A 19,261-nucleotide genomic window follows, 5' to 3' on the forward strand; every position below is an offset into this window, starting at 1 on the left:
GGATGTCGAACGTTCTCTGCGGCAGCAAAAACAGAGCGCGTGTTGCATCTGGGCAAAGGGGCGCAACACGCTGCTGTCCGAGCGCAAAAACGGCTCTGGCGCAAGCTGCGCGTCACCCGTCGTGGCGACGCGCTGCTACGCCGGAGCCCTGGCTCGCTGAACGATGCGATGCCGGGCCGCCTGGCAAGGCCTGGCTTATTGTGCGGCTGCCGCGTTCGGTTTCGGTCCGACCGCCCTGGCCAGGATCCGGACAGCCGTCCGGTTTGCCGGATCCACGGTGCTTCCGGTCGGGCTGACAATGCCGACTGGCGTGATGCGGGCGGCGTAGCCGATGGAATTGGCCAGCACGAAGCCCGAGTCGATCGCCTGCTGCGGGGCGATGATCGCGAAATACCTGCCTGGCTCGAGCACGACGTTTCCAAGGCTGGCCGTCTCGAAGGAAACTGTGAGCGGATCACGATCGTTGGTCAGCGGGGCTGCCGCGACCACGAAGGTGGGATCGGGCGCGCCATTCACCGAGCGCCGAATCTGGAACACGAAAGGCAGGGTATTGGGACAATATGGAACGCCTGCGACAATCGATGCGCAGTTGTTGACGAAGGCCCCGACCTGGGTAAGAACCGCGCGGCGTTTCAAGGTAAATGGAGGCCCGACGAACGCGTCGGAGAAGACGGCATAGCCCCCGGAGCCGAAGACGCTGAAGGTCGTCCTGGGCGTGGCGGTGCCCAATGTGTTGAGCACGGTGAATTCCGGCACGTAGCCCGTGTTCGACTGCGCCGACGCCACATCGGTGACGGTCTGCGCCTGGTTCACGCCAGGGAGCGCGGATGCGATTGCCAGGAGCAGGGCTGCGGTCATCCTGATCTTCGGCTTCGCTTGGCCGGGGCGATGCGTTGGCGTCGCCGCGCTGTTCGTACTGTCCATGAATGCCTCCTCGCTAAACGATACCGTGACGAAACGACATGAGAGTTTTGAGCCCGAATCTCCCTGATAGGTTGCAGTCGCATTGTTGAGGAATCTCAACATCGTCAAAGAGGCGATCAGCCCAAGCCCGGTGGCGCCTGTCGCCAGCCGCATCGGCTCGGGCGCAATCACGGGGAACCTGGCACGGGCAACGCGATCTACCTCTCTGGACGCCGTGCTTGCGTCCTCGCGTTGTGGGATGGCGCCGTGCAATCCGGGAATGGCCATTCCCGGCTTCACCGTCCATGCGTCAGGCGCGTGCGGACGCGTTCACCTACCCAGGCTTTTCAAGCGCAGGAGGGATCAACATGTCCAGGCTGACGCATCCATCTTCCATCGAAGCCCTCGCGCCATTTCGCCGCTTGCGCGCATGCCACACGGCCGATCCCGCCGACATCGCGGGCGAGTTGCCAGGCTGGCTGCGCGGCGAGGTCGTGCGCACCTGCCCGGCGGTGTTCGACGCCCCAGGCTGGCACGCCCGGCACTGGTTCGACGGCCTTGGCATGGTCTACGCGTTTCGCATCGGCGAGGGGCGCGTCCACTTCCAGTCGCGCCTGCTGGAGTCGGAAGCGGCGCGCGACGCCTGGCAGGGCAAGGCCAGGCTGGGCAGCTTCGGGACGCCGACCGCGCGCCCCTGGTGGCAGCGGCTGGTCGAGCCGGTGCCGCGCATCACCGACAACAATAATGTCAACATCACGCGCATCGGCCCTGACCTGGTAGCCATGACAGAAGGCAATCGCCAGCTCATCATCGACGACGCCACGCTCGCCGCCGAGGGCCCGGTGCGCTATGCGGGCGATGCGCTGCACGGCGCGATCATGACCGCGCACCCGCATCTCGACGCCGCCAGGAATACGGTGGTGAACGTCGCCACCTCGTTTGGCATGCACGGCACGATCTCGGTGTACGAGCATGCGCCGGCCGCGCGCCGGCGCGAGGTCATCGGTTCCTGGCAAACCGCGCACGTGCCGTATGTCCACACCTTCGGGCTCACACCGGACAGTGCGATCCTGGTCGCCCATCCGTACGCTGTCAAACCCGCGAAGCTGCTGTGGTCGAGCCAAGGCTATATCGACCACTTCGACTGGCATCCGGAAGAGGGCACGCGCCTGGTCGTCATCGAGCGCGCCACGGGCGCCGTGCGCGAACACGTGACCAAGCCCTTCTTTGCCTTCCACACGATCAATGCCTTCGAACGCGGCGATGAAACCGTGCTCGACCTGCTGGCCTATCCGGACGCCGGCATCGTGGAGGCTCTGCGCATCGACCGCATGCTGGCCGGCCTGCCCGATCTCAGGCCGACCTTGTTGCGCATCGTCATGCGCCAGGGCGTGGAACGGGCGGGCGTCGAGAAGCTGGGCGACGTCGGCTTCGAGTTTCCGTCGACCAACTACAAGCGCGTCAATGGCCATCCCTACCGCTACGCCTATGGCGCAGCGAACTGGCCAGGGCCCGACCATGCCTACGCCTCGGCTGTCGTCAAGGTCGACGTCGACAGCGGCCGGTCGAGCGCGTTCAGTGACGAGCTCTATGTGTTCGGCGAGCCGCTATTCGTTGCGCGTCCGCATGGCGAGGGCGAGGACGACGGGGCGCTGCTGTCGGTCGGCTCGGCGCGGGACGACGAGTCATCGGTGCTGGCGGTAATCGATGCCCGGACCATGGCGGCGGTCGCGCGCGCAACGGTGCCCAGTGCGATACCGCTGGGTTTCCACGGTTCGTTCGTGCACTAGCGACCCGGGTGTTGATCATGCGGCAATGGCGGGCCGACATCCGCCGCGATGAACGCGACGCCTTCGGTTGGGCCGGGCACGCCGCTTGTTGCAAAGTGTTCAACAATCGGCCATGATTGACCGATGTGCTCACTCCCGCGCCGATACCCATGACCGATTTCCATCCAGCCGCTATGCACAGCGGCATCGCCGTGTATCACCGCGCGCAGACCGCCGCCTTGCTCGACTTTGCCGAACTGGTGGACGCCATCGCCGTGGCGGCAGAGGAGCTCGAGGCCGGCGCCATCCGCAGCCCCGAGCGCCTGGTGGTGCCGCTCGGCGCCGGCGCGGTCATGCTCAGCATGCCGGCCGCGGCGCAGGACATCGCGATTCACAAGCTGGTCAATGTTCATCCCGGCAACCCCGCAATCGGCCTGCCGGCCATCCACGGCGCCGTCACCATCTGCGACACGGCCACCGGCCAGGTCCGCTGCGTGCTCGACGGCCCCGAAGTCACCGGCCGCCGAACCGCCGCCGTCAGCATGCTGGCAATCCGCCGGCTGCTGCCGCAGGCGCCGCGGCAGATCCTGATCGTCGGCACCGGCGTCCAGGCGCGCCATCACGTGCAGGCCCTGCACGCGCTGTACCCGCAAGCCGAGGTCTGGGTGCAGGCGCGCACGCGCGATGCCGCCACGCGCTTCTGCGACGCGCACCAGGCCCTGCACGGCAGCTTGCGGCCCCGCGCCAGCGATGCGCCCGCGATGGACGTCGTGATCACGCTCACCACCAGCCTGGAACCGGTGTACGACGAAGCGCCTCGTCCCGGCTGCCTGGTCATCGGCGTCGGCGCCTTCAGGCCGGAGATGGCCGAGCTGGGCGCCACGACGCTCCACGGCAGCGAGCTGTATGCCGACGACCCGCCCGGCGCCCGCCATGAAGCCGGCGACCTGCTGCGTGCCGGTATCGACTGGTCGCGCGTGGGCTCGCTCGGCGCACTGCTGCGCGGGCCGGTCGACCACACGCGGCCTGCGGTCTTCAAGAGCGTCGGCACCGCTGCCTGGGACCTGGCGGCTGCGCGCGTGGCAATGCGCCACGGCGCCTGAAGCTTGCCGAGGGCGGCGCCGGCAGCGATTCGCATCCTTTGGCAGAATAGGCGTTCTGCCATTCATATCGGAACGCTTACGTGAGTCACGACTACCACTTCTACGAACCGGCGCGCGGCCATGGCCTGCCGCACGATCCCTTCAACGCCATCATCGGCCCGCGTCCGATCGGCTGGATTTCCAGCCGCAGCGCCGATGGCATCCTGAATCTCGCTCCCTACAGCTTCTTCAACGCGTTCAACTACATCCCGCCGATCATCGGCTTCTCCAGCCAGGGGCGCAAGGACACGCTGAACAACATCGAGGCCACCGGCGAATTCGTGTGGAACCTGGCCACGCGTCCGCTGGCCGAGGCCATGAACGTCAGCTGCGCACCGGCGCCGCCCGAGGTCAATGAATTTGAACTGGCGGGTTTGACGCCGGCGCCGGCGCGGGTGGTCAAGACGCCGCGCGTGGCGGAGTCGCCGGTGGCCTTCGAATGCCGCGTCACCCAGGTGATTGCGCTGCAGACCACGGCCGGCAGCGATACCGGCAACCGGCTGGTGCTGGGCGAGGTGGTGGGCGTGCATATCGCCCGGCATTTGCTGAAGGAGGGTGTGTACGATACCGCCAACGCTGGGCACATCCTGCGCGGCGGCGGGCCGGCGGATTATTTCGAGATCACGGCGGAGCAGCTGTTCAGGATGCATCGGCCGGGATATCCGCTCGAGCGCTGAGAAGGGTCTTTGACGGCCTGTCCGACGATCGCACTCCCGAATTGTTGCTGTCGTATCCCGTATGGTGGGCACGGAGTGCCCACCATACGGGCCCACCGTACGAGGAAGCGGTCAGTCGCTCCGCTCGACCATTGCATGCGACGCGACCGTGTGTACCGGCAGCACCAGCGTCGCCCGCAAGCCGGGCGCATTGTCTTCCAGCGCCAGCGTCCCGCCATGCAGCCGCGCCACCGCCGACACCACGCTCAGCCCCAGCCCCACACCCGGCGTGCCGCGGCTGCCATCCACGCGATAAAAGCGCTCGACCACCTTCGGCCGCTCGTCCTCGGCAATCCCCGGCCCATTGTCGACCACGGACAAGGCCAGTCCATTCGGTGCGCGCTGCGCCGCCACCGCAATCGTCCCCTGTTCCGGCGCATATTTCAGCGCGTTCTCGACCAGGTTGCTGAGCGCCTGCGCGATCAGCACCGGATCGCCCACCACCGTCAGCTCCTCGCCGGCCTCGAAGCCCAGCGCAATCTCCTTCAGCTCCGCCACCGGTGCATAAAACTCGGTGACTTCCTCGCCAAGGCGCGCCAGGTCCACCTCGACGAAGCCGTTGCGCCGGCTGCCGCTGTCGATCTCGGCCAGCCGCAGCAGGGCCTGGAAAATGCGCATCACGCGGTCGATGTCGGTGATCGCCGCATCGATCTCGGCATAGGTTTCGTCGGTATCGGGCCGCGTGATCGCCAGTTCCTCCAGCCGCGCGCGCAGTTCGCTCAGCGGCGTGCGCAGGTCGTGGGCGATCGAGTTCGACACGTTCTGTACGCCTGTCACCAGCTGCTCGATCTGGTCGAGCATGCGGTTGACGGTCTGCGTCAGTAATCGCAGTTCTTCGCCGTCGTGCGGCTCGGCCAGGCGGCGCGAGAGCTTGCCTTCGATGATGGCGGCGGTGGTCTGGCTGATGCCCTGGATCCGATCGAGCAGCGCGCGCCGGATCAGCATGCCGCCCAGGATGGCGCCTACCAGCACCGTCACCGCGCAGGCCAGCAGGCCGTACACGAACAGGCGTTCGAGCTCGTCGAAGCGGTTCAGGTTACTCGCCACCAGCAGGCGGTAGCCGCCGGGCAGGGTGACGCGCACCGACTCGATGCGGCGCGCCTTGCCGTCGACGTGGATGGTGCCCGAGCACAGGCCGTCGCGGTCGGGCAGGCCCTGCGGCCAGCTTGCAAGGTTGCCGGCGATGCGGCTGCCGTCGGGTGCGGCCAGCAGCATGATCTTGCGCACGCCGTCGTTGGTGCCGACCACCTGGCTGTCGATGGCGTTCGCCAGCGCGTGTTCGCCGCTGCGCGTGAACAGGTTCGCCAGGCGCTGGGCGTCGGAGCGCAGCAGTTCGGTGCGCACCTGCTCGATGTTCGTGTGCCAGGCGTACCACAGCGGCCCGGCGAACATCGCCAGCACCAGCAGGCTGACCACGCCATAGCCGATGGCGATGGTGCGGGCGGAGAAGGTGGGCAGCTTGAGCATCGAGGCGAAGCGTCGGGTCATGGCCGGTCGGTCAGCATGTAGCCGGCGTTGCGCACGGTCTTCAGCAGCGGCGTGCCGAAGGGCGCGTCGATCTTCTGGCGGAGTTTACTGATGTGGACGTCGATCACGTTGGTCTGCGGGTCGAAGTGGTAGTCCCACACGTTCTCGAGCAGCATGGTGCGCGTGACCACCTGGTTCGCATGGCGCAGCAGGTATTCGAGCAGCTTGAACTCGCGCGGCTGCAGGGCGATGACGGCGCCGGCGCGCGTGACCTTGTGCGCCAGCAGGTCGACGCTCAGGTCGCCCAGCGCCAGCGTGGTGTCGGGCGCCTGCACGTGCGAGCGGCGCAGCAGGGCATCCAGGCGCGCCAGCAATTCGCCAAAGGCGAACGGCTTGACCAGGTAGTCGTCGCCGCCGCGCTTCAGGCCCAGGATGCGGTCGTCCACGCCGTCGAGGGCGCTCAGCACCAGGATCGGCACCTGGTTGCCTCCCTGGCGCAGGGCCTCGATGATGGCCAGGCCGTCGATGCCGCCGGGGAGCATGCGGTCCATGATGATGGCGTCGTAAGGCTCGCTGACGGCGTGGTACATGCCGTCGCGGCCATTGTCGGCGTGGTCGACCGTATGGCCGGCTTCGACCAGGCCCTTGCAGACAAAGCGCGCGACGCGTTCGTTGTCTTCGACCAGCAGCAGCTTCACAGCGTTTCCTTCACGGCGTATCCCTCATGTTCCGCTCGCATTCTACGCGGCTTCATGGCTGACGGTTGCCGGCACTTCGTGCGCCTTGTGCGCCGCGACGGCCGGCGCCGGCGCGCCCTTGCGCCGCTTGATCGGCCGCGCGATCAGCACGAAGAACAGCGGGATCAGGTAAGTCGCCAGGAAGGTCGCCGCCAGCATGCCGCCGATGACGCCGATGCCGAGCGCGTTCTGGCTGGCCGCGCCGGCGCCGGTGGCAATCGCCAGCGGCAGCACGCCGAGCACAAACGCCATCGAGGTCATGATGATCGGGCGCAGGCGCAGCTTGGCCGATTCCAGCGCCGCCTCCAGCACGCCATAACCCTGCTGCTGCAGTTCGCGCGCGAACTCGACGATCAGGATCGCGTTCTTCGCCGAGAGGCCGATGGTGGTCAGCAGTCCTACCTGGAAGAACACGTCGTTCTGCAGGCCGAAGGCGGTGGCCGCGCCGAGCGCGCCGAGCACGCCGACCGGCACCACCATGATCACCGACACCGGCACGCTCCAGCTTTCGTACAGCGCGGCCAGGCTGAGGAAGACTACCAGGATCGACAGCGCGTACAGCAGTGGCGCCTGGGCGCCGGCCTGGGATTCCTGCAGCGAGATGCCGCTCCACTCGTAGCCGATACCGGCCGGCAGCTGCTTCGTCAGGCGGTCCATGATCGCCATCGCTTCGCCGCTGCTGACGCCGGGCGCCGGCTGGCCGAGGATCTCGGCCGATTCGATGCCGTTATAGCGCTGCATCGCCGGCGCACCCCAGGACCACTCGGCTTTCGCAAACGACGAGAAGGGCACCATGCGGCCATCGGCGTTGCGCACGTGGAGCAGGCGGATATCGTCCGGGTTCATGCGGAACTGCGCATCGGCCTGGACGTAGACGCGCTTGATGCGGTTGTCGGTGTCGAAGAAGTTGTTGATGTACTTCGCGCCCCAGGCGGTCGAGAAGATCTGGTCGACGGCGGACAGGCTGACGCCGAGCGCCGCCGCCTTTTCGTGGTCGATCGAGATTTTATAGGTCGAGCGGTCTGCCTGGCCGGTGTAGCGCACGCGCACCAAATCCGGCTCCTTGGCGGCGAGGGCCAGCAGCTGGTCGCGCGCCTGGCCCAGGGCTTCGTGGCCGAGGTTGCCGCGGTCCTGCAGCTGCATCGAGAAGCCGGCGGCCGAACCCAGGCCGCGGATCGGCGGCGGTTCCACCGGCGTGATGCGTGCGCCCTGGTAGTCGCCGAAGCGCGCCGCGATGCGCGTGCTGAGCGCCGACACGCTCAGGTCCTTGTCGGCGCGGTCGTCCCAGGATTTCAGGCGCACGAACAGGCGCCCCTGGTTCTGGCCGCGCGCCGGGTTGTTGGCGCCGATGGTCATGAAGGTGGCGTCGACCATGGCCTTTTCGTCGTTCAGCAGGTAGTGGTCGATCTGTTCCAGCACCTTGCCGGTGGTCTCCACCGTGCTGCCGGCCGGCGTTTCCACCTGCACGAACATGTAGCCCTGGTCTTCCTTCGGCAGGAAGCCGCCCGGCAGGCGCGCGAACAGGGCCAGCACCACGCCGATCATCACGGCGTACACCAGCATCCACAGGCCGCGGCGGCCGACGATGGCGGTGACGGCGCCGAGGTAGCGGTCGCGCTGGCGCTCGAACGAACGGTTGAACCAGCCGAAGAAACCGCGCTTCTCGTGATGGTTGGGATCGGGACGTTTCAGCAGCATGGCGCACAGGGCCGGTGTCAGGGTCAGGGCGACGAACACCGACAGCAGCATCGAGGCCACCACCGTCAGCGAGAACTCGCGGTAGATCGCGCCCACCGTGCCGCTGGAGAAGGCGACCGGCACGAACACGGCCGACAGCACCAGGGCCACGCCGATCAGGGCGCTGGTGATCTGGCCCATCGCCTTTTGCGTCGCCTCGTATGGCTCCAGACCGTCCTCGTGCATCACGCGCTCGACGTTCTCGACCACGACAATCGCATCGTCGACCAGCAGGCCGATCGCCAGCACCAGGCCGAACATCGACAGCGTGTTGATGGTGAAGCCGAGCGCCGACATGATGCCGAAGGTCCCGAGCAGCACCACCGGCACCGTGATCGACGGGATCAGGGTGACGCGGAAGTTTTGCAGGAACAAATACATCACCAGGAACACGAGCACGATGCCTTCGATCAGGGTCTTCACCACTTCGTGGATCGACACCTCGATGAAAGGCGTGATGTCGTTCGGGTAGACCACGCGCAGGCCTTCGGGGAAGAAGGCACTGAGTTCCTTCAGGCGCGCGCGCACGGCGTCGGCGGTGTCGAGCGCGTTCGCGTCGGGGCCGAGCTGGATGCCGAGGCCGGAAGCCGGCTTGCCGTTGTAGCGCACGTCGACGTTGTAGTTTTCCGGGCCGAGGGCCACCCGCGCCACATCGCCCACGCGCACGCGCGAGCCGTCCGGCTGGACTTTCAGCAGGATGCGCTCGAACTGTTCCGGCGTGCGCAGCAGGCTGGCCTGGTTGATGGTGGCGCTCAGGGTCTGGCCCGGCACGGCCGGCAGGCCGCCCAGCTGGCCGCCCGAGACCTGGACGTTCTGGGCTTCGATGGCGCTGTTCACATCGAGCGGCGTGAGGGCGTAGCTGGTGAGTTTGACCGGGTCGAGCCAGATGCGCATCGCGTACTGGGTGCCGAATAGATTCATGCTGCCCACGCCCGGAATCCGGCTGAGGGGATCCTGGACGTTCGAGGCCACGTAGTTGGCGATGTCGAATTTCGACATGCTGTCGTTGTCGGACACGAAGGCGGCCACCATCAGGAAGTCGCTGGTCGATTTGCTCACGCGCAGGCCGGCGTTCTGGACGTCGCGCGGCAGGCGCGGCACGGCCGCCTGCAACTGGTTCTGCACCTGCACCTGGGCGATGTCCGGGTCGGTGCCCGGGGCGAAGGTGAGGGTGGTGGTCGACTGGCCGGTCTCGTCGCTGCTGGACGACATGTAGAGCATGTTGTCGATGCCGGTCATCTGCTGCTCGATCACCTGGACCACGGTGTTCTGCATGGTCTCGGCCGAGGCTCCGGGGAAGCTGGCGCGGATCTGCACGGCCGGCGGCGACACCGGCGGATACTGCTCGACCGGCATGTTGTGCAGCGTGATGCCGCCGACCAGCATGATGAGGATGGAGATGACGATCGCGAAGATGGGCCGCTCGATGAAGAACTTTGGCATTGCGTGCGGTCCTCAGCGTACGGTGGGGGCGGAAATGGAAGCAGATGCGGCGGCGCGCACGTCGGCAGGGCGCACCTTCACCGTCATGTCGGGCTTGATCTTCTGGAGGCCGCTGACGATCACGCGTTCGCCTTCTTTCAAGCCTTCCTCGACCAGCCACTGGCCCTCGACCAGGGCCCCGGTGCGCACCGGGCGCAGCACGGTCTTGTTGTCGGCGCCGACCAGCATCACGCTGGCCTCGCCTTTCGGATTGCGCGTGACGGCCGGCGCCGGCACCTGCACCACGTTCGGGCGCATGCCCTGGTTCACCGAGGCGCGCACGAACATCCCCGGCAGCAGCAGGTGGTCCGGGTTCGGGAAGCGCGCGCGCAGCGTCACCGAGCCGGTGGCCGGATCGACCGTCACGCCGCTGACTTCCAGCGTGCCCTCGTGCGCATAGGTGCTGCCGTCCTCGAGCTGCAGCTTGACTTTGGTCTGCTTGCCGCCCGCGGTCAGCTTGCCGGCGGCGATGTCGCGGCGCAGGGCCAGGCCTTCGACGCTCGACTGCTGCAAATCGACGTACATCGGGTCCAGCTGCTGCACGGTGGTCATCAGGGTGGCCGAGCCGCCCTGCACGTAGGCGCCCTCCGTCACCTGCGAAATGCTGCTGCGCCCGCCGATCGGCGCGGTGACGCTGGTGTAGCCCAGGTTGATGCGGGCATTCGCCGCTGCCGCCTCGGCCGCGGCGACGTCGGCGGCGGCCTGCAGTTGCGCGGCTTCGGCGTCGTCGAAGTCCTGCTTGCTGATCGCGTTGCTGCCGATGAGGACCTTGTAGCGCTTCAGCTGGGCCGTGCTGCTGGCCAGGTTCGCCTGCGCGCGCTTCAGGGCCGCCTCGGCGCTGGCCAGGGCGGTGCGGTAGGGGGCCGGGTCGATCCGGTACAAGACCTCGCCCGCGCGCACGTCGCTGCCTTCGGTGAAACGGCGCTCCTGCACGATGCCGTCGACCCGCGCGCGCACCTCGGCCAGCAGCGACGGCGCGGTGCGCCCCGGCAGCTCGACGTCCAGGCGCACGGCGCTGCGCTGCACCGGCAGCACGGTCACTTCGGGCACGGCCGGGGCGGACGGTTTGGTGTCTTTGCTGCAGGCGGCGAGCAGGCATGCAAGAAGGAGGGCGCTGCCGGCAACCGGCAGTCCCTGGCGGCGTTGGAGGAAAAAGGGCATGAAGAGTTGGTAGTCGAGGTTGGTGGAGCAAGGGTGTGCCCGGCACTATGCCACCGCGCACCTAAATTGTGGATGTCTGGAACATTAAGGATTGTTAATGTACGTTTCACGGTGCGAGGAACAATCGCGTTAGACTTCATTCGTTTGTTTCTCATGTAAAGACAATGGACCGATTCCTGGAAATGAAGGTGTTCGCTGCCGTGGCCGAGGCCGGCAGCTTCACCCGCACGGCGGATGCGCTCGACATGTCGAAGGCGGCCGTCTCGCGCTACGTGGCCGAACTCGAGGAGCGGCTCGGCGTGCGCCTGCTGCACCGGACCACACGCAAGCTCTCACTAACCACCGAAGGCGAGATCTTCCAGGCGCGCTGCCGCGAGCTGCTGGCCAACCTGGGGGATGCCGAAGCCGAGATCACCTCGCGCACCGGCGCCGCCAGCGGCCTGCTGAAGGCCAACGTGCCGGTCACCTTCGGCCTGATGCATCTGTCCTCACTGTGGCCGGCGCTGCTCGCGCACCACCCCGGCCTGATGCTCGACCTGACGCTGTCGGACCGCGTGGTCGACCTGGTCGAGGAAGGCTTCGATGTGGCGGTGCGCATCGGCCAGTTGCCGGCGTCCTCGCTGATCAGCAGGAAGCTGGCCAGCACGCGCATGATCCTGTGCGCCGCACCGGCCTACCTGGCGGCGCGCGGCGAACCGGCACTGCCGGCCGAGCTGGCAGCGCACGACGTGATCTCCTACAGCCTGTTCGCGGCGGGCGAGAACTGGACGTTTACCGGTGCGCTCGGCGAGCAGACGGTGCGGGTGACGCCGCGCGTGCGCACCAACAGCGGCGACACCTGCCGCGCCGCCGCGCTGCTCGGCCAGGGCATCGTGCTGCAGCCGAGCTTTATCGTCGGCGCCGACCTGGCCGCCGGCCGGCTGGTGGAAATCATGCCCGGCTGGCGTGCGGGCGAGCTGGGTGTGTACGCGGTGTACCCGTCGCGTAAATTCGTGGCGCCCAAGGTGCGCGTGCTGATCGATTTCCTGGTCGAGTCGTTTGCGGAGCCGCCCTGGGACAATTGACGGCTTCATGAGATTGTCTCGATAAGTGAAACAGTCTGGCTCTGGATGGCTTATTTATCTCTTCGGAAGATAAAATTAAGATGAGCCCATGTTGATGCGGCGTGCGCCGCGCTGATGGAGAGTTCGATCATGGTGTCGCTTCCCGCTGTATTCGTATCGCATGGCTCGCCCATGCTGGCGCTGCAGGACAGTCCTGCGCGCCGCTTCCTCGAAAGCCTGGGCCGGTCGCTGCCCCGGCCGCAGGCCATCCTCGTCGTGTCCGCCCACTGGGAAACCGCTGGCGGCCCGGCGGTGAGCCTGGCGCGCCAGCCGGAGACCATCCACGACTTCGGCGGCTTTCCGCGCGCGCTGTTCGAAATGCGCTATCCGGCGCCGGGCGCGCCCGATACCGCCGAACGCGCCGCCGCGCTGCTCGAAGCGGCCGGCATTCCGATCGGCCGCAGCGCAGACCGTGGCCTCGACCACGGCGCCTGGGTGCCGCTGCGCCTGATGTACCCGGACGCCGACATCCCCGTCGCCCAGCTGTCGGTGGTGCGCGGCGCAAGCCCGGCCCGGCACGCGGCGATCGGCCGCGCCCTGGCCCCGCTGCGCGAGCAGGGCGTGCTGATCCTCGCCTCGGGCTCGCTGACGCATAATTTGTATGAATACCGCGGGCAGGGCATCGACGCGCCGGTGCCGGATTGGGTCGGCGCGTTCGAGGCCTGGATGAAAGCGCGGCTCGAAGCGAACGACGCGGCGGCGCTGCTCGACTACCGCCAGGCCGCGCCGTATGCGGCAGAGAACCATCCGACCGACGAACACCTGCTGCCGCTGTTCGTGGCCATGGGCGCAGGCGGGCCGGCCAGACAGATCCATGCGAGTTTCGAACACGGCGTGCTGGCGATGGATGCCTACGCCTTCGAATAACGGAAGCAACGACAACAACCACAAGGAGCCATCATGCACACCACGACCACCATCCGATCCACCGACGACGCGGGCAAGCTGCTGCTGCGCGCCGTCCTCGCCATCCTGCTGCTGTTCCACGGCGTCTCGAAGCTGAGCGGCGGCATCGGCTTCATCACCGGCATGCTGCAGGGGCTCGGTTTGCCAGCCTTCCTCGGCTACGGCGTGTACGTCGGCGAGGTCGTGGCGCCGCTGTTGATCCTCGTCGGCCTGTACACGCGTCCGGCCGCCCTGGTCGTGGCCATCAACATGGTCGTCGCGCTGCTGCTGGTGCACACGGGCCAGTTCTTCACCCTGAGCGACACCGGCGGCTGGGCGCTCGAACTGCAGGGCATGTACCTGGGCGGTGCGCTGGCCGTGGCCCTGCTGGGTGCGGGGCGCTACAGCCTGGGCGGCATCAACGGCCGCTTCAACTGAAGCAGCACCTGCCAGCGACATGATAGAGCCCTGTTTTTACAGGGCTTTTTTCGTTGTGCCTAGCGGCCGGGCGCGAAAGGACGGATAATGGCGCCCACTCATTTAGCGCAAGAATCTGGAACCCTCCCATGGAAATCAAAGTCAACTTCCTCGACAAGCTGCGCCTGGAAGCCAAGTTCGACGACTTCACCGTCATCGCCGACCAGCCCATCCGCTACAAGGGCGACGGCTCGGCCCCCGGTCCCTTCGACTACTTCCTGGCCTCGTCGGCCCTGTGCGCGGCCTATTTCGTGAAGCTGTACTGCGATACCCGCAACATCCCGACCGAAAACATCCGCCTCTCGCAGAACAACATCGTCGACCCGGAAAACCGCTACGCCCAGATCTTCAAGATCCAGGTCGAGCTCCCGGCCGACATCTCGGATAAAGACCGCCAGGGCATCCTGCGCTCGATCGACCGCTGCACGGTGAAGAAGGTCGTGCAGCAGGGGCCGGAATTCGTGATCGAGGAAGTCGAGAACCTCGACGCCGACGCCCAGGCGCTGCTGACCCTGCAGCCCGACGCGGCAACGCAGACCTACATCCCCGGCAAGGACCTGCCGCTGGAGCAGACCATCGCCAACATGTCGGCCAAGCTGGCGTCCTGGGGCATCAAGATCGAGATCGCGTCCTGGCGCAACATCGTGCCGAACGTCTGGTCGCTGCACATCCGCGACGCCCACTCGCCGATGTGCTTCACCAACGGCAAGGGCGCGACCAAGGAAAGCGCGCTGGCCTCGGCCCTGGGCGAGTACATCGAACGCCTCAGCAACAACCACTTCTATGCCGGTTCCTACTGGGGCCAGGAGATCGCCAACGCCGACTTCGTGCACTACCCGAACGAGCGCTGGTTCAAGGCCGGCCGCCGCGACGCGCTGCCGAAGGAGATCCTCGACGAATACAGCCTGGAGATCTACGACCCCGAGGGCGAACTGCGCGGCACCCACCTGGTCGACACCAATTCCGGCAACGCCGAACGCGGCATCGTCGCGCTGCCCTACACCCGCTACTCGGACGGCGAGACCGTGTACTTCCCGGTCAGCCTGATCGAAAACCTCTACGCCAGCAACGGCATGAGCGCCGGTAACACCCTGGCCGAAGCCCAGGTGCAGTGCCTGTCCGAGATCTTCGAGCGCGCGGTGAAACGCGAGATCCTGGAAGGCGAATTCGCCTTGCCCGACGTCCCGCAAGAGGTGCTGGCGAAGTACCCCGGCATCGTGGCCGGCATCAAGGGCCTGGAAGAGCAGGGCTTCCCGGTGCTGGTGAAGGACGCCTCGCTCGGCGGCAAATATCCGGTGATGTGCGTGACGCTGATGAACCCGAAGACCGGCGGCGTGTTCGCTTCCTTCGGCGCGCATCCGAGCCTGGAAGTGGCGCTGGAACGCAGCCTGACCGAACTGCTGCAGGGCCGCAGCTTCGAAGGCCTGAACGACTTGCCGCAGCCGACCTTCGCCAGCGAAGCCGTCACCGAACCCTATAACTTCGTCGAGCACTTCATCGACTCCAGCGGCGTGGTGTCGTGGCGCTTCTTCAGCGCCAGGTCCGACTACGATTTCGTCGAGTGGGATTTCTCCGGCCACGGCGAAGACTCGAATGCGCAGGAAGCGGCGACCCTGCTCGGCATCCTGCAGGAGATGGGCAAGGAAGTCTACACGGCCGTCTACGACCAGTTGGGCGCGGTGGCCTGCCGCATCCTGGTGCCGGGTTACTCGGAAGTCTATCCGGTCGAAGACCTGGTCTGGGACAACACCAACAAGGCGCTGCTGTTCCGCGAAGACATCCTGAACCTGCACCGCCTCGACGACGAGCAACTGGCCGACTTGCTGGAACGCCTGGAGACCAATGAACTGGACGAATACGGCGACATCGCCAGCCTGATCGGCATCGAGTTCGACGAGAACACGGATTGGGGCCAGTTGACCGTGCTCGAACTGCGCCTCCTGATCAACCTGGCGCTGAAGCAGTTCGACCAGGCCCACGAACTGGTCGGGGCGTTCCTGCAGTACAACGACAACACGGTCGAACGCCGCCTGTTCTACCAGGCGCTCAACGTGGTGCTGGAAGTGGTGCTCGACGACGAGCTGGAACTGGACGACTACGTGCTCAACTTCCGCCGCATGTACGGCGACGCGCGCATGGATGCGGCGCTGGGTTCGGTGGACGGCAATGTCCGCTTCTTCGGCCTCACGCCAACGAGCATGGGCCTCGAAGGACTCGACCGCCACCACCGCCTGCTCGACAGCTACCGCAAGCTGCACAAGGCGCGGGCCGACGCGGCAAAGCTGCGTTAAGGCGGAACCGCGCAATCCGGAACGGCGCGATCGACGACGTGGACAAGTCTTCCTTCAGGGAAGACTTGCGACACGCCGGCGCTGACCGGGTTGTGCGCCATCCAGCGTGCGCGCTGGAATGCGCGTTTGCTAGATGCCTTGCACCAAGTCTTGGCAAACCCTGGCTTCGCCATCCTTGCCAGCCCCGGCAATCGTCCGCGCGATTTCTTCCCTGGTCAGGGCCAGCACGTCGCGGTATTCGGCCGACTGCCGCGCGGTTTTCATCTCGGACCGTTCTTCCGGCGTCAAGCGCCACATCATGTCCGCGAATTTTTTCCGGATTGTGGCGCGATTGACCGCGCCGCAACGCTGTTCGATCGCATCGTACATTGCCAACTGGGCCGACACCGAATAGTCCCAGTCGGCATGGGCATGCCCCCACGCCGGCGCGCAGCCGAGGACAATGTAGAGCAGGATCCGCGACATGGCTTCCCTTTATAAAAACGAAAATAGTGCAAGAGTTGGCACATTTTATCTATTCCCATTCTTTTTGCTCAGGACTAGGCTCATCGGACGAAAGCAGGGTGTGCGGCCATCCGTCACGCCATGTCGAGATGACAAATTCTAAAAGGAGACAAGAACATGCGCCATTCTGAGCAAGAAAAAGAATTTTTGAAGCGACGGAAGTTTCTCGCACTGGGCGGCGGACTGGCCTCGGCCATGGCGGCGGCGCCGCTGCTCGGCTTCGCCCAGGAGGCGGGACGGGCATCGGCGTCCGCATCGGCACCGACTGGCACCATCGGGCCGGATCGGCTGGTACTGCTCGGCACCAAGGGCGGACCGCGGGTCGGCGGCACGGGTAGCAACCTGGCCAACCTGAGCAGGATGAATCCGGCGAACCTGCTCGTGATCGGCGGCGTGCCTTATGTGATCGATTGCGGCTATGGCGTGTCGATGCAGCTCGTCAAGGCCGGCGTCCCGCTGCCGCAGCTGCGCTACGTGTTCATCACCCACCACCATTCCGACCACCAACTGGAGTATGGCAATCTCCTGTACGCGGGATGGGCGGCGGGCCTGAACCATCCTGTCGACACCTACGGTCCTCCGGGAATCGAGAAGATGACGCGCGACTTCCTGGCCTTGAACGGGATCGATATCGACACGCGCACCCATGATGAAGGCAAGCCCGACCTGCGCCGCCTGATCCGGCCACACGACATCCGCAAGCTGGACAGCGTATTCGACAACGGTCGGGTCAAGGTCAGCGCCATGCGTTCGCTGCATCCGCCTTTCCACGACAGCTATGGCCTGAAATTCGAATTCGACGGCAAGACCGTCGTTTTCTCGGGCGATACCGCGTATAACCCGAAGCTGGCCGAATTCGCGAAAGGCGCGGATTACCTGGTGCACGAGGTCCAGTATGCGCCGGGCGTGGAGGCCCTGGCTAAACGCCTGCCGAATGCGAAACGCGCATTGGAGCATTTCATCGCCTCGCACACCATGACGGACGACGTCGGCCGGATTGCCGCCGCGGCGGGCGTGAAGAATCTGGTGCTCAGCCATTTCGTGCCGGGCGACGACCCCTCGATTACCGACGAGATGTGGGCGGAAGGCGTACGCAAACACTACAAGGGAAACATCCTGGTCGGGCATGACCTGATGTCGATCGACCTGTAGTACCAGATAGCCGGAATGAACGCATCCGCTCCGGCTTGTCGTTTATGGGTAACATTTTCGTAATGTTGCGCGTTGTTTTGTAAAGTTTTGCAAGCAAAGGCACTGCCCGATCGCCAAGTTGTTCGGCGAAACGGCCGTGCTTTGTAAAGTTATGTTAGCGGCGGCGTCAACTGCCGAGCACAATATCAATAAAATCATATGCTTATGATGTAAGGGCCGGCTTCTGGCCATGTAGCAACACGGCTGTTAGCATGAATTATTCATAACACGGAGACATTCATGCACCAGTCCACCAGCCGCTCCCCGGCCGCTGCACAGCCGACGACACAGGCCGCGCCATGGAAATGAGCGTCGACCACGCCGGCAACGGCGCAGGCAACGGTACAGGCAACTCCAGGCGCGAAGTCGTGGTCGGCATGCTGTTCGTCGGCCTGCTGTTCTTCATCCTCGGCTTCGTCACCTGGCTGAACGGTTCCCTGGTGCCCTTCCTGAAGATCGTCTGCAGCCTGAACAACTTCCAGGCACTGTGGGTCACCTTTGCCTTCTACATCGCCTACACCGTGATGGCGCTGCCGTCGGCCGCGCTGCTCACCCGCACCGGCTACAAGAAGGGCATGACCCTGGGCCTGGGCATCATGGGCATCGGCGCCTTGCTGTTCATCCCGGCCGCGCAAAGCGCGCGCTACGAGTTCTTCCTGCTCGCGCTGTTCACGCTGGCTTCCGGCATGACGCTGATGCAGACCGCGATCAATCCCTACATCGTGCGCCTCGGTTCGCACGAAAGCGCCGCCATGCGCATCAGTATCATGGGCCTGTTCAACAAGGGCGCGGGCGTCGTGGTGCCGCTGGTCTTCACCTCGCTGATGCTGGCCGATATCGACAGCTATTCGCATACCGCGCTCGAAGCCTTGCAGCCGGCCGCGCGCGACGCCGCCCGCGCCACGCTGTCGCAGCGCCTGGTCTTCCCGTATGCCTGCATGGCGCTGGCGCTGTTCGTGATCATGGTGTTCATCCACTTCTCGAAGCTGCGCGATTTGCCGCCGGAGCCGGCCACGGCGACTGCCGGCGTCGAGCGCAGGAGCGTGCTGCAGTTCCCTCAGCTGGTGCTCGGCACGCTGGCGCTGTTCGCGTATGTGGGCGTGGAAGTCATCGCCGGCGACACCATCGGCCTGTACGGCCATGAGCTGAACGTCGAGCACTTCGGCGTGCTGACCTCCTACACCATGATGTGCATGGTGATCGGCTACCTGATCGGCGCGGTGGCGACGCCGCGCTACCTGTCGCAGCAGGGGGCCTTGCTGCTGTCGGCCGTGGCCGGGCTGCTGCTGACGATCGGCGTGGCGACCGGCTCGCCAACGGACACCGGCGTATCGCAGGTGCTGGTCGGCTGGGCCGGCGTGCCGGCGGTGCCGAACACCGTCATGTTCCTGGCCTTGCTCGGCCTGGCGAATGCCATGGTCTGGCCGGCGATCTGGCCGCTGGCCCTGCAGGGCTTGGGCCGCTACACCGCGAGCGGTTCGGCCCTGCTGATCATGGCGATCTCCGGCGGCGCGATCCTGCCGGTGGTGTACGGCCACTTCGCCGACCTCGGCAGCTCGCGCGGCGCCTACTGGATGCTCTTGCCCTGCTATGCGCTGATCTTCTGGTACGCCGCTGTCGGCCACAAGCTGCGCAGCTGGGGCCGCACAGCGACCTGAACCGCACCGTTTTTCCCGTAACAGAGTTGAACAGACCC

15 protein-coding genes are annotated in these 19,261 nt (G+C 65.9%); 9 read left to right on the plus strand and 6 right to left on the minus strand.

Annotation, left to right across the window (positions count from 1 at the left end; translation table 11 throughout):
* Nucleotides 1–195: 195 nt before the first annotated feature.
* Entirely contained in the window at nucleotides 196–1,191 is a 996-nt protein-coding gene (locus QPK31_RS18850) for a hypothetical protein (RefSeq protein WP_290424418.1), read from the minus strand.
* Nucleotides 1,192–1,271: 80 nt separating this feature from the next.
* Here QPK31_RS18850 and QPK31_RS18855 point away from each other — a divergent pair, with 80 nt between their 5' ends.
* The 3 genes from QPK31_RS18855 (at nucleotide 1,272) to QPK31_RS18865 (ending at nucleotide 4,491) form a co-directional block, all read left to right on the plus strand.
* A complete protein-coding gene (locus QPK31_RS18855) occupies nucleotides 1,272–2,693 on the plus strand; it encodes a carotenoid oxygenase family protein (RefSeq protein ID WP_290424419.1) in 1,422 nt (473 codons plus the stop codon).
* A 149-nt stretch (nucleotides 2,694–2,842) separates the two neighbouring features.
* The gene (lhpI, locus tag QPK31_RS18860; protein ID WP_290424420.1) at nucleotides 2,843–3,775 is read left to right on the plus strand and encodes a bifunctional Delta(1)-pyrroline-2-carboxylate/Delta(1)-piperideine-2-carboxylate reductase; all 933 of its coding nucleotides are present in this window, start codon (nucleotides 2,843–2,845) and stop codon (nucleotides 3,773–3,775) included.
* Between the two features lie 80 nt (nucleotides 3,776–3,855).
* Complete coding sequence (locus QPK31_RS18865) at nucleotides 3,856–4,491, plus strand: flavin reductase family protein (RefSeq protein ID WP_290424421.1); 636 nt, start codon at nucleotides 3,856–3,858, stop codon at nucleotides 4,489–4,491.
* Between the two features lie 111 nt (nucleotides 4,492–4,602).
* Here the strand turns inward: QPK31_RS18865 and QPK31_RS18870 are convergent, their stop codons facing one another.
* From QPK31_RS18870 to QPK31_RS18885, 4 genes are read right to left on the minus strand one after another with little or no spacing between them, the layout of a single operon-like run.
* Nucleotides 4,603–6,018, minus strand: a complete 1,416-nt coding sequence (locus tag QPK31_RS18870) for an ATP-binding protein (RefSeq protein WP_290424422.1) — start codon at nucleotides 6,016–6,018, stop codon at nucleotides 4,603–4,605.
* The gene (locus QPK31_RS18875; RefSeq protein WP_290424423.1) at nucleotides 6,015–6,695 is read right to left on the minus strand and encodes a response regulator transcription factor; all 681 of its coding nucleotides are present in this window, start codon (nucleotides 6,693–6,695) and stop codon (nucleotides 6,015–6,017) included. The genes QPK31_RS18870 and QPK31_RS18875 overlap by 4 nt, the downstream gene beginning before the upstream one ends.
* Nucleotides 6,696–6,737: 42 nt before the next feature.
* Entirely contained in the window at nucleotides 6,738–9,914 is a 3,177-nt protein-coding gene (locus QPK31_RS18880; protein WP_290424424.1) for an efflux RND transporter permease subunit, read from the minus strand.
* Nucleotides 9,915–9,926: 12 nt separating this feature from the next.
* The gene (locus QPK31_RS18885; RefSeq protein WP_290424425.1) at nucleotides 9,927–11,114 is read right to left on the minus strand and encodes an efflux RND transporter periplasmic adaptor subunit; all 1,188 of its coding nucleotides are present in this window, start codon (nucleotides 11,112–11,114) and stop codon (nucleotides 9,927–9,929) included.
* A gap of 164 nt (nucleotides 11,115–11,278) precedes the next feature.
* On the opposite strand from QPK31_RS18885, the gene QPK31_RS18890 reads away from it, so the two are divergent.
* The 4 genes from QPK31_RS18890 (at nucleotide 11,279) to QPK31_RS18905 (ending at nucleotide 15,870) form a co-directional block, all read left to right on the plus strand.
* On the plus strand, nucleotides 11,279–12,178 hold the full coding sequence (locus QPK31_RS18890) for a LysR family transcriptional regulator (RefSeq protein WP_290424426.1): 900 nt from the start codon (nucleotides 11,279–11,281) through the stop codon (nucleotides 12,176–12,178).
* 129 nt (nucleotides 12,179–12,307) lie between these two features.
* A complete protein-coding gene (locus QPK31_RS18895) occupies nucleotides 12,308–13,084 on the plus strand; it encodes a class III extradiol ring-cleavage dioxygenase (RefSeq protein ID WP_290424427.1) in 777 nt (258 codons plus the stop codon).
* 51 nt (nucleotides 13,085–13,135) lie between these two features.
* The gene (locus QPK31_RS18900; RefSeq protein WP_290424495.1) at nucleotides 13,136–13,540 is read left to right on the plus strand and encodes a DoxX family protein; all 405 of its coding nucleotides are present in this window, start codon (nucleotides 13,136–13,138) and stop codon (nucleotides 13,538–13,540) included.
* 128 nt (nucleotides 13,541–13,668) lie between these two features.
* Complete coding sequence (locus QPK31_RS18905) at nucleotides 13,669–15,870, plus strand: OsmC domain/YcaO domain-containing protein (protein ID WP_290424428.1); 2,202 nt, start codon at nucleotides 13,669–13,671, stop codon at nucleotides 15,868–15,870.
* Nucleotides 15,871–15,999: 129 nt separating this feature from the next.
* Here QPK31_RS18905 and QPK31_RS18910 read toward each other — a convergent pair whose 3' ends face one another.
* Entirely contained in the window at nucleotides 16,000–16,335 is a 336-nt protein-coding gene (locus QPK31_RS18910) for a hypothetical protein (protein ID WP_290424429.1), read from the minus strand.
* Between the two features lie 186 nt (nucleotides 16,336–16,521).
* Here QPK31_RS18910 and QPK31_RS18915 point away from each other — a divergent pair, with 186 nt between their 5' ends.
* Entirely contained in the window at nucleotides 16,522–17,526 is a 1,005-nt protein-coding gene (locus tag QPK31_RS18915; protein WP_290424430.1) for an MBL fold metallo-hydrolase, read from the plus strand.
* A gap of 338 nt (nucleotides 17,527–17,864) precedes the next feature.
* Nucleotides 17,865–19,223 carry a sugar MFS transporter gene (locus tag QPK31_RS18920; RefSeq protein WP_290424431.1) on the plus strand — a complete coding sequence of 453 codons (1,359 nt, stop codon included), beginning with the start codon at nucleotides 17,865–17,867 and terminating at the stop codon, nucleotides 19,221–19,223.
* The last annotated feature ends 38 nt before the right edge of the window (nucleotides 19,224–19,261 follow it).

This window comes from Massilia sp. YIM B02769, from assembly GCF_030411995.1.
Classification (GTDB): Bacteria; Pseudomonadota; Gammaproteobacteria; order Burkholderiales; family Burkholderiaceae_D; genus Telluria.

What these genes read in the sequence shown, in the direction of transcription:
- QPK31_RS18850 (WP_290424418.1), bottom strand. Translation starts at nt 1,191, where the DNA reads ATGGCCATTCCCGGATTGCACGGCGCCATCCCACAACGCGAGGACGCA.
- QPK31_RS18855 (WP_290424419.1), top strand. Translation starts at nt 1,272, where the DNA reads ATGTCCAGGCTGACGCATCCATCTTCCATCGAAGCCCTCGCGCCATTT.
- lhpI (WP_290424420.1), top strand. Translation starts at nt 2,843, where the DNA reads ATGACCGATTTCCATCCAGCCGCTATGCACAGCGGCATCGCCGTGTAT.
- QPK31_RS18870 (WP_290424422.1), bottom strand. Translation starts at nt 6,018, where the DNA reads ATGACCCGACGCTTCGCCTCGATGCTCAAGCTGCCCACCTTCTCCGCC.
- QPK31_RS18880 (WP_290424424.1), bottom strand. Translation starts at nt 9,914, where the DNA reads ATGCCAAAGTTCTTCATCGAGCGGCCCATCTTCGCGATCGTCATCTCC.
- QPK31_RS18885 (WP_290424425.1), bottom strand. Translation starts at nt 11,114, where the DNA reads ATGCCCTTTTTCCTCCAACGCCGCCAGGGACTGCCGGTTGCCGGCAGC.
- QPK31_RS18890 (WP_290424426.1), top strand. Translation starts at nt 11,279, where the DNA reads ATGGACCGATTCCTGGAAATGAAGGTGTTCGCTGCCGTGGCCGAGGCC.
- QPK31_RS18895 (WP_290424427.1), top strand. Translation starts at nt 12,308, where the DNA reads ATGGTGTCGCTTCCCGCTGTATTCGTATCGCATGGCTCGCCCATGCTG.
- QPK31_RS18905 (WP_290424428.1), top strand. Translation starts at nt 13,669, where the DNA reads ATGGAAATCAAAGTCAACTTCCTCGACAAGCTGCGCCTGGAAGCCAAG.
- QPK31_RS18910 (WP_290424429.1), bottom strand. Translation starts at nt 16,335, where the DNA reads ATGTCGCGGATCCTGCTCTACATTGTCCTCGGCTGCGCGCCGGCGTGG.
- QPK31_RS18920 (WP_290424431.1), top strand. Translation starts at nt 17,865, where the DNA reads ATGGAAATGAGCGTCGACCACGCCGGCAACGGCGCAGGCAACGGTACA.